Annotated in this window: 8 protein-coding genes; 5 read left to right on the forward strand and 3 right to left on the reverse strand. The window is 61.2% G+C overall.

Annotated elements, in window-relative coordinates:
• The 4 genes from CMI59_RS11345 to cobA all read left to right on the forward strand — a co-directional run.
• On the forward strand, positions 1-212 hold a 212-nt coding region (locus CMI59_RS11345; RefSeq protein WP_293328368.1), incomplete at its 5' end, for a hypothetical protein.
• A 5-nt stretch (positions 213-217) separates the two neighbouring features.
• The gene (gene nirD, locus CMI59_RS11350; protein WP_293328369.1) at positions 218-553 is read left to right on the forward strand and encodes a nitrite reductase small subunit NirD; all 336 of its coding nucleotides are present in this window, start codon (positions 218-220) and stop codon (positions 551-553) included.
• A 32-nt stretch (positions 554-585) separates the two neighbouring features.
• The gene (locus CMI59_RS11355) at positions 586-3,243 is read left to right on the forward strand and encodes a nitrate reductase (protein WP_293328370.1); all 2,658 of its coding nucleotides are present in this window, start codon (positions 586-588) and stop codon (positions 3,241-3,243) included.
• Positions 3,240-4,058 carry a uroporphyrinogen-III C-methyltransferase gene (cobA, locus tag CMI59_RS11360; protein WP_293328371.1) on the forward strand — a complete coding sequence of 273 codons (819 nt, stop codon included), beginning with the start codon at positions 3,240-3,242 and terminating at the stop codon, positions 4,056-4,058. Before CMI59_RS11355 ends, cobA begins: the two co-directional genes overlap by 4 nt.
• Before the next feature lie 341 nt (positions 4,059-4,399).
• On the opposite strand, the gene CMI59_RS11365 is transcribed toward cobA, so the two are convergent.
• From CMI59_RS11365 to CMI59_RS11375, 3 genes are all read right to left on the reverse strand, one after another.
• Complete coding sequence (locus tag CMI59_RS11365; RefSeq protein ID WP_293328374.1) at positions 4,400-5,158, reverse strand: ABC transporter permease; 759 nt, start codon at positions 5,156-5,158, stop codon at positions 4,400-4,402.
• Positions 5,159-5,268: 110 nt separating this feature from the next.
• Entirely contained in the window at positions 5,269-6,102 is an 834-nt protein-coding gene (locus tag CMI59_RS11370; RefSeq protein ID WP_293328375.1) for an ABC transporter ATP-binding protein, read from the reverse strand.
• Between the two features lie 84 nt (positions 6,103-6,186).
• A complete protein-coding gene (locus tag CMI59_RS11375) occupies positions 6,187-7,128 on the reverse strand; it encodes a 2-oxoglutarate and iron-dependent oxygenase domain-containing protein (RefSeq protein WP_293328372.1) in 942 nt (313 codons plus the stop codon).
• A gap of 339 nt (positions 7,129-7,467) precedes the next feature.
• On the opposite strand from CMI59_RS11375, the gene CMI59_RS11380 reads away from it, so the two are divergent.
• A partial coding sequence (locus tag CMI59_RS11380; protein WP_293328373.1) for a gamma-glutamyltransferase occupies positions 7,468-9,046 on the forward strand: 1,579 nt, incomplete at its 3' end.

Raw genomic sequence — 9,046 nt, forward strand, 5'->3', positions numbered from 1 at the left:
AACGCATCTACAAATGGGCAAAACGCATCGGCTATGACGAGGTTCGCCGCCAGATCATGGAGGACGATGAGCGGCGCAAGGCCTATTTCGACCGCTTCGTCTTCTCCCAGAAATTCGCCCAGGTCGATCCATGGTCGGAACGCGTATCCGGCAAGGACAAGCATGAGTTCCGCGCTATGGCCGATATCGGATTTCCCCGGGCGGCGGAGTGAACGAGATGAGCAACTGGATAGAGATCGGCACCCTTTCGGATATCCCCCTTCGCGGCGCGCGCTGCGTGAGAACGCCTTTGGGCCGCATCGCTGTTTTCAGAACCGCCGCGGACGAGGTTTATGCCATCGAGGACCGGTGCCCGCATAAGGACGGGCCCTTGAGCCAGGGCATCGTTCATGGAACCGGCGTGACCTGTCCCTTGCACAATTGGGTGATCTCCCTGGAGACGGGTGAAGCGCTCGGCGCCGATGAGGGAGCCGTGCGCACGTTCGACCTGAAGCTGGATGGCGAGCGCATCCTTATGGACGCGTCATCCATGGCGGTTGCCGCCGCTGAATAGACGGGGAAATTGCTCGCAGCAGACGAACGACAATGAAGAATAGCGTACCGACCAAAACAACCTGTCCCTATTGCGGCGTCGGCTGCGGAGTCTCTGTGCAGGGCACTGCCGCGCGGCAAGCGGTGATTGCGGGAGACGTCTCTCATCCGGCAAATCGCGGGCGTCTTTGTTCCAAGGGTAGCATGCTTGGCGAGACGATCGGTCTGGAACGCCGGCTTCTCCACCCCCGTTTTGATGGCAAACGCGTTGGCTGGGACGAAGCGCTCGGCGAAATGGCAAAGCGCTTTTCCGAGACGATCGAACGCCACGGGCCGGATGCGGTTGCCTTTTATGTCTCCGGGCAGCTCCTCACCGAAGACTATTACGTCGCCAACAAGCTGATGAAGGGCTTCATCGGCAGCGGCAATATCGACACGAATTCGCGCCTCTGCATGTCATCTGCAGTGGCAGGGCACAAACGCGCCTTCGGCGAAGATATCGTGCCCGGCTGTTACGAGGACTTCGAGCAGGCAGACCTCGTCGTGCTGGTCGGCTCCAATACGGCCTGGTGCCACCCGATCCTCTACCGCCGCCTGCTGGAATCCCGGGAAGAGCGGGGAACACGCATCGTGGTGATCGACCCGCGCCGCACGGCAACCTGCGATGATGCCGATCTGCATCTTGCGATTGCACCGGGCGCAGACCTCGACCTCTTCAATATTCTTCTGCGTGAGCTGCACGCGCGCGGTGCAATGGATCACGCCTTCGTCGAAAACCATACTGAAGAGCTTCAGAACGCTTTGGATGTGATATCTGCCGGAGCGCCCACGGTCGCGGAAACCTCAGTGGCCTGCGGTATTGCCCCGGAAGATCTGGAGACGTTCATCCGCTGGTTTGCGGAGACGGAACGAACGATAACGCTTTTTTCGCAGGGCATTAATCAATCGGAGAAGGGCGTTGATCAGGTCAACGCCATCATCAATTGTCACTTGCTGACAGGCCGTATCGGCAGGCCCGGCATGGGCCCCTCTTCGATGACCGGCCAGCCCAATGCGATGGGCGGGCGCGAAGTGGGAGGGCTTGCCGGGCAGCTTGCCGCCCATCTGGAATTTTCCAACGAAGCGTGCAATCTGCTTTCCCGCTTTTGGAAAACCGACCGGCTCACGAGAAAACCCGGCCGCAAGGCCGTCGATATGTTCGATGCCATGGCAGATGGCAAGATCAAGGCCGTCTGGATCATGGCGACAAATCCGGCGGTGAGCTTGCCCAATTCGAACCGCGTTCGCGCGGCGCTGGAGCGATGCGATTTCGTCGTGCTGTCGGATTGCGTGGAAGGCACCGACACCGGCGCCTATGCAGATATGCTGTTGCCTGCCGCCGCTTGGGGCGAGAAAGACGGCACGGTGACGAATTCCGAACGGCGTATTTCGCGCCAGCGCGCCTTTCTGGACCTGCCGGGCGAGGCGCAGCCCGACTGGTGGATCGTAACTCAGCTGGCGCGCCGCCTGGGCTTTGAAGATGCGTTTCCCTATGAAAACGCCGCGGATATCTTCCGTGAGCACGCCGCACTGTCGGCATTCGAAAACGATGGTAGCCGCGTGTTCGACATTGGCGCGCTGGCTGGCATCTCCGACGATGAATACGAAGCGCTGCGACCGGTGCAATGGCCGCTAGGGGCTGATGGCGCTGGCGCCGCGCGTCTTTTTGGCGACGGCGTATTCCCGGCAGCTGGCGGCAAGGCGAAATTCGTCGGTGCCTCGTCGCAGGTGGTGTCGGGCGATCCAGCTTTCCCGCTTGTGCTGAATAGTGGCCGCCTGCGCGACCAATGGCACACCATGACGCGGACCGGCCTGTCTGTGACGCTGAGCGCAAATGAGCCCGAGCCCTTTGTTGAAATCCACCCTGACGATGCCCGCGCGCGCAATATCGGCGAAGGTCATCTCGTTCGTCTGGAAACCGGGCAGGGAGACGCGATTACCCGCGCGCGTATTATACCCGAAGGGCGCCGGGGCGCTCTCTTCATGCCGATCCACTGGTCGGATATGAACAGCGCTGCCGGCACGGTAGGGCGCCTCGTCCACGCGCTCACAGACCCGCTGTCCGGCCAGCCTGCTTTCAAGAACACGCCTGTGCGTCTCTCGCCACTGGAACCGCTATGGCAAGCGTTCTGCCTCACGCGGCATGAAATCGACGCATCGGGATTTGACTACTGGGCCCGGCGGAAGGTCCAGGATGGCTATCTCTATGAACTGGCGGGGTTATTCGGCGAGGAGAGGATTCCCGAACTCGGTGTGCTCGCAGGTTCTTCCGCCGCCGATGACGAAGAGATCGAAATGCGGGACGGGCGGCGCGGCAGCTTCAGGCAGGCGCGCCTGCGGCAGGGTAGGCTCGAATGCTGTCTTCTCGTATCGCGAGATGTCTGCCTGCCTGCGCGCGACTGGCTCGCCGGTTTGCTTGCCGCCGATATCCTTGACGATGAAACGCGGCGCGCGCTTCTTTCCGGCAGGCCCGCAAGCGGCGTCGGGCAGGGGCCCGTGGTGTGCGCATGCATGGGCGTGCGCGCCGACACGATTGTCGATGCCATTGCCGAACACGCTCTCACCAATGTGAAGGAAGTGGGCGAATGCACGGGCGCGGGCACGAATTGCGGATCGTGCCGGGCCGATATCCGAAAGCTGATCGACGAACGGCAGAGAGAGGAAGCGGCATGAACGCGAACCGTCGAAGCGAGGCGCAGGTTTCCTTTGTCGGTGCCGGACCGGGCGATCCTGAATTGCTGACGCTCCGTGCCTTGCAAAGGCTTCAGTCTGCCGAGGTCGTTTTGCACGATGCCCTTGTGCCGCGGGAGATACTCGATCTTGTTGCGCCGGAAGGGCGTCTCTTAAGTGTCGGCAAGAGGGCGGGCAGGCACTCCATGCCGCAAAGCCGTATCAACGCTCTGCTGGTCAGGTTAGCGTTGCGCGGTTACCGCGTCGTTCGACTCAAAGGCGGCGACCCGGCGGTATTTGGCCGTCTTGCCGAGGAGACTGAGGCTCTGTCAGAAGCGGGGGTGAGCTATGAGGTCGTTCCCGGCATCACCGCGGCATCTGCTGCGGCGGCATCGTCCGGCATATCGCTGACCTTGCGCGGCTCTTCCCGCCGCGTTCAGTTCGTCACCGGGCATACGGAAGGCGCTGGCGATTTCGATCCTGTCGCACTGGGCCTCTGCGATCCGGAAGTGACAGGCGCAATTTATATGGCGCGCAAGGCTGTGCCGAAAATTCGGGAAGGATTTCTAGCGGCAGGCTGGTCGGGGGAGACGAATGTCTTGATCGTCGGGAATGCGGGCCGTGCAGATGAGGTGCATATCCGTTCGAGGCTCTCGTTCCTTGCACAAAATATGGATGCCTTACCGAGCAATATGGCGGTCATTCTTCTGCTAGGGGAGGCCATCAATCGCCAGGTCGGAAGGCATTCATTAGTGTCCGCATCAGCAAACAACAAATCGCCCCGACTCGCACTAGGAACTGCCAACCCACGACACTGAACACTGCAGTACGTCAAACCACATGGAAAATGTTGGCGAGAATTATGGTGTTGGGTACGCGAGTGATAAATAAGTTAATGATTTCAGTTAGTTAGATTGATCAAGTGAGCCGCCCCTGGGCACCACTTTCCTACACATTCGGGAAAATCCGGAAACTAGCCCTGCATGGCGGTGTTTGGTCGGATGAATTTCCGTTGGGCGGCGCGCTTCATTTCGTGCCTTCTGCTTTCGCTTGCTGATCTGGCCGTCGCCGGGTGACCGCGACAGTTACGATGTGCCCGATCATTCAAACGGACGGCCCTAGCGGGTCTGTTGAAGAGAGTACTATCGACTTAAGATCGTCAGTGTCCGCCAGCCGCGCTCTCATGCCACTTGCGGAGGATGAGGCGTGAGAGAAGAGACAGCGCAGCAAAGATGAGAACGCCGGTAAGCGAGATGAGAACCAGGGCGGCGAACATGCGCGGAATCTGCAGGCGGTAGCCGGCTTCCAGAATGCGATAGGCGAGACCCGATTGCGTGCCGCCCGTGCCGGCGACGAATTCGGCAACGACGGCGCCGATCAGGGCGAGCCCGCCTGCGATGCGCAGCCCGGCCAGATAATAGGGCATGGAGGCGGGCAGCTTGAGCATCCACATGGTTTGGAACTTGCTGGCACCGTAAAGGTGGAAGAGCTGGGTGAGGTTGCGGTCCGTGCTGTTGAGGCCGACGGCGGTATTCGACACCACGGGGAAGAAGGCGACGAGCCAGGCGCAGATGAGCAAGGCAAGCTGTGTATCTTTTGCCCAGATAATGATGAGTGGCGCGATCGCCACGATGGGCGTCACCTGAAGAACCACCGCATAGGGAAACAGGCTGCGCTCAATCCAGCGCGAACTCGCAAACAGCATCCCCAGCAGGAGACCGCCGATCGCAGCCATGGCAAAGGCCACGACCGTGATCCTGAATGTGATGAGAAGGCTGGGGAAAAGGGTGCCGAAATCCTTGTAGAGCGTTTCCGCGATCAGCAGGGGGCCGGGCAAGATATAGGGCGGAACGTGATTGATCCGAACCAGAATCTCCCAGACGGCAAGGAGAAGACAACCGAAAATGACGGGGGCCATCTGGAACGCGACATTGTGGACGACGGCTCGTATCCGATCCCCATTTGCCGCTACCGGTGTCTCTGCATCGTCCTCGGGCTCTGGTGCCGCGAGTTGTTCCATTGCGTCCATCAGTGTTCGTCCTCAACGCCGGCCATGGCCTGCTTCAGCAGCCCGGATACTTCTTTGCAGTACTCATTGTAGGCGGATGAGGTCCTGTAAGCCTCGGTCCGCGGGTAAGGCGCGTCGATGCCGATATCGGCGATGACGCGGCCCGGCCGTGCCGCCATGACGATGATGCGATCCGAGAGGTAGGCGGATTCGAAAACGCTGTGCGTGACGAAGATCACCGTCAGGCGTTGCTTCTCCCATAGGGACAGCAGGTCGTTGTTGAGCTTAAGGCGCGTGATCTCGTCGAGCGCGGCGAAGGGCTCATCCATGAGCAGGACCTTCGGCCGAGTTGCCAGTGCGCGTGCGATGGAGACGCGCATCTTCATTCCGCCCGAAAGTTCTCGCGGATAGCTGTCGGCGAATTTTTCCAGCCCGACCATGCGCAACGCATCCATGACCTGATCGCGGACGACCGCCTTCTTGTGTTTCTTGAGGCGCAGCGGAAGATAAACATTGTCGAACACGCTCGCCCAGGGCATGAGCGTCGGTTCCTGAAAGACAAAACCGATTTCCGCAAGCGGGCGGCCCTTGGAGTCATAGGGGGTGGTCGGCCAGTCGATCCCGCCGCCCGTATGCCTTTCGAGGCCGGAAATCATGCGCAGCAGCGTGCTCTTGCCGCAACCGGACGGGCCCAGAAGGCTGATGAATTGCGGCCGGCCCGGGACCTCCAGGCTGACTTTCCGCACCGCCTCCGTGCCGTTCGGATAGACCTTGCTGACGGATTTTATGGAGATGAGCGAACGGGGAGATGTCCCCGTCGGCGATCCGGTGTCGGAAGCGCTCTCCGGGGGCATCGCTTCGATAGTGTTCATATTCTCTGGCTCCGCATTGGCGAAGCGACGCAAAAACCGTTCTTCCTACGCATTACTTGCATCGCACTAAACTGTGATCTCGTAGCTTCGGCGCATCATTTCCTGGAAGTGCTCGTCGACGGAACAGGCCGGATAGTGGGGCGCTTCTCCTTCTTCGCGGCAGGTCGGCAGGCAGCGCACCGGATAGTCGTCTCGCGGGCTGAAAAACGCCGCCATGGAAAAGCGGGGCCGGTCGGCTGCGTTGTGGACGACCCTGTGCGTCGTCGAGCGGTAGCGGTCGTTCGTCCAGCGGCGGATCAGGTCCCCAAGATTGATGACGAAGGTGCCCTCAATCGGTGTCGCCTCGATCCATTCGCCATCGGCGTTCAGAACTTCAAGGCCGCCGATCTCGTCCTGATGCAGCATGGTGATCGCGCCCCAATCCGTGTGTGCGCCCGCGCCGATCTGGTTTGAAAGAGCTCCCGGCGGACGCGGCGGATAATGCAGCACGGGGATGGCGCAATTGGGCGCTTCGCACGCCTCGTCGAAATAATCCTCCGGGAGGTCGAGAGACAGCGCGATGCAGCGCATGAGATGTTGTCCGAGTGTCTGCAGATGCGCCTGATAGGCCTCGAGTTTCCAGCGGAAGGCCGGCAACTCGTCGGGCCATGGCACATCGTCCGCCCGTTTCTGCGGCGGCGCCACCATGAGGAAACTGTCCTTCAGGTCCGGCGGCGTACCGGGTTCGAGTGCCTGTTTGCCGGGCGGGTCGTAGCCGAAGCCATGGCCGCAGACGAGTTGCATCTTCCGCTCGTCCGGCAGGTCGAAAAACTGACGCGCAACCTCCCGTGCTGCCCGGATCGCGTCGTCGGGCACGCCGTGATTGCGGACATAGAAGAACCCGATGTCGCGACAGGCAATGTTGGCTTCGCGCGCGACTTTCATGCGCTCATCGAGCGACGGAGAAAAACTGCCGACAAGATCGATGACGGGAATGACCTGAGCGGGGTCGGGCGGATTGCGAGGCATCGGCGATGTCTTCCAGAAGCGGGCGAGAGCGAGGCGCGGCCGTCATGGACAATCGATCCTGCTGCGCTTCGCCGGGGGCTATGCAAGACTGCATAAAATTGTATACAAGACAGGAATTCTGCAATTCATATGCCGAATCCACCTCGCGGATCAGAGGCCTATGTTTTTGTTACATAAAACAGAAAAAGAGAAGTGAAGCGGGTGAAAATCGTTCTTTCCTGCAGGGCTGTTGAACAGCTCTCCGGCAATATGATGCATAAAAAATATGCATGTTGAATTTATGCGCTTCTTTCTATCGGGGGGAAGCCGTCACCCTCAAGCGATCACAGGATATCGAGAATGCCTGCAACCCGGATGAGCTATCGCGGTATGGCGGTAGCCCCTCATCATCTCGCCGCTGCCGCCGCCCGTGATGTGCTGGCGGAAGGCGGCAATGCCGCCGAAGCGATGCTTGCCGCCGCCGCGGCGATTGCCGCTGTCTACCCGCATATGAACCATCTGGGGGGCGACGGTTTCTGGCTGCTCGCCGCGCCCGGTGCGGCGCCCGTCGGGATCGAGGCCTGCGGCCCCGCCGCGGCGGCGGCAAGCATCGACTTCTATTGTGACCGGGGCGCGACGGAAGCCATTCCCCCGCGTGGTGGCCTTGCCGCGCTGACGGTACCCGGTGCCATATCCGGCTGGGAAAAGGCGCATCGCATGGCGCAGGGCTGGGGTGGCAAACTTCCCCTTTCGCGATTGCTCGAGCCTGCCGCTTTCTTCGCGCGCGACGGCGTGGCGGTCAGCGAAAGCCAGGAGCGGCTGACGGCGGAGAAATTCGACGAATTGAAGGACGTGCCCGGCTTTGCGCAAACCTTCCTCGCAGACGGCAAGGTGCCGTCGCGCGGTACGAGGCTGCGCCAGCCGGCACTGGCCGATACGCTCGATCGCCTCGGCAAAGCGGGCCTGCGCGACTTCTATGAGGGAGAGATCGGCGCCGTGCTGGCGCAGGATCTGAAAGAGGCGGGGTCGCCGCTCCGGGCGGGCGATCTGGCCGGTTATGCCGCGAGATATGTGGAGCCGCTCTCGACGAGGCTTTCCTGCGGCACGGTCTTCAACATGCCGCCGCCCACGCAAGGTATCGCCTCGCTTGCCATCCTTGGCATATTCGACCGGCTGAATGTGCGCGATGGCGAAAGCTTTGCGCATATTCACGGGCTCGTCGAAGCGACCAAACAGGCCTTCCGCATGCGCGATGCGCAGGTCTGCGACCCGGCTTTCATGACATGCGATCCCGCGTCGCTGATTGCCGGGGACGAACTCGACCGTATGGCCGACGACGTGGACTGCCACCGGGCCGCGCCCTGGCCGCATGTCGCAGAGCCCGGCGATACGATCTGGATGGGCGTGATCGATGCGGAAGGGCGCATGGCAAGTTACATCCAGTCGATCTATTGGGAGTTCGGCGCCGGTATCGTATCGCCGTCGACCGGCGTCCTTTTCCAGAACCGGGGCATCGGCTTCGCGCTGGATGAAAAACGGCTCAATGCGCTGGTGCCGGGCAAAAAGCCCTTCCATACGTTGAACCCCGCCATGGCGAGGCTCGATGACGGACGGCAGATGGTCTACGGCACCATGGGTGGTGAGGGGCAACCGCAAACACAGGCGGCGATCTTCACGCGGCATGTGCTGTTCGGTCGCGATCCCGGGGAGGCGATTGCCGCCCCGCGCTGGCTGCTGGGCCGCACATGGGGCGCGCAATCCATTACCCTCAAGCTCGAAAGCGATTTCGACCCCGCCCTGGTCGATGCGCTGAAGGCGGCGGGACATGACGTCGAACTGGTTGCGCCGATGAACGACATGATGGGTCATGCGGGCATGGTGACGCTCTCGCCGGATGGGCGTTTTGAAGCCGCGTCCGATCCGCGCTCCGATGGCGATG

The organism is Parvibaculum sp. (assembly GCF_002684405.1).
GTDB lineage: Bacteria > Pseudomonadota > Alphaproteobacteria > Parvibaculales > Parvibaculaceae > Parvibaculum.